This window comes from Streptomyces sp. NPDC052101 (assembly GCF_040680235.1).
Taxonomy (GTDB): Bacteria; Actinomycetota; Actinomycetes; order Streptomycetales; family Streptomycetaceae; genus Streptomyces.
This window is the reverse complement of record NZ_JBFAWH010000157.1, coordinates 1-1,101: the sequence shown is the minus strand read 5'-3', so window position 1 is coordinate 1,101 and position 1,101 is coordinate 1. Positions and strand designations below refer to the sequence as shown.

The window sequence follows — 1,101 nt, the reverse complement described above, 5'->3', positions numbered from 1 at the left end:
CAGGCCATCCAGTCCCTGGTCGACAAGGGATCCTTCGCCTTGGGGATCATCGGTGGGATCCCGCTGGTGAAGTCGACCGGCGCCGAAGGGGAAGAGCCCGTCAAGGGCATCGCCGACGTGATCGGGGAGGGATTCTCCGGGATCTTCACGTCGATCGGCATCGTCATCATCCTGGGCACGCTCATCGGTCTCATCCTGGAGCGCACCGGCGGTGCCTTCAGGATCGCTGATGCGCTCGTGAGGGTCGTCGGCAAGCGCTACCCCGTCCTGGCTATGCAGCTCATGGGCTGGGTGGTCTCCATCCCCGTGTTCAGCGACTCCGCATTCGTCATTCTCAATCCCATCCGCAAGGCCCTGGCCCGTCGCACCGGGGCGTCACCCGTGGCGATGACCGTGGCCCTGGCGGCAGGTCTGTACACCTCGCACGTCTTCATCCCGCCGACCCCGGGGCCCATCGCAGCCGCCCAGAACCTCGGCATCGGCGACCACCTCCTGCTGGTGATCGGCCTCGGCGTCGTCGTCTCGATCCCCGCACTCCTCGTCGCGTACCTGTACGCCCTCTACATCGGCAAGCGGGTGACCGCCCCTGAGGAGATCGGCACGGAGGATGCGGACGAGCTGGAGGCGGCCTACGACGCGCTTCGCCGGTCCTACGGGCGGATGCCTGGGACGGCTGCGTCCTTCGCGCCCATCATCGCCCCCCATCCTGCTCATGGCTCTCGGCTCGCTCGCATCCGTCCTGAAGTGGACCGGCCCCGCGGGTGACTTCGCCCGATTCCTCGGCACGCCGATGATCGCGCTCGCCGTCGGCACTCTCTGCGCAGTCGGCCTGCTGTTCAGCGTGCGCCGTGGCGAGACGTTCTACGACCTGACGGAGGAGACCCTCCGGGTCGTCGGCCCCATTCTGTTCATCACGGCGGCCGGCGGTGTGCTGGGGCGCGTCATCGCCACCACCGACCTCGTCACCTTCATCGAGAGCAACGCTGCACAGTTGTCGGTCATCGGACTGTTCTTCCCCTTCCTCGTCTCCGCCGTCCTGAAGACCGCGCAGGGCTCCTCCACAGTGGCACTCACGACCACGTCGGCCATGGTCTTCCCGAT

Annotated in this window: 1 protein-coding gene and 1 pseudogene; both read left to right on the top strand. The window is 67.0% G+C overall.

Annotation, left to right across the window (positions count from 1 at the left end; all coding sequences use genetic code 11):
• Window positions 1–765 (top strand): SLC13 family permease (locus tag AB0L75_RS44460; RefSeq protein WP_365191975.1); only part of this gene is annotated, 765 nt, incomplete at its 5' end.
• Window positions 713–1,101 (top strand): annotated as a pseudogene (locus AB0L75_RS44455) (hypothetical protein); the annotation flags it as partial. The gene AB0L75_RS44460 and the pseudogene AB0L75_RS44455, both read left to right, overlap by 53 nt.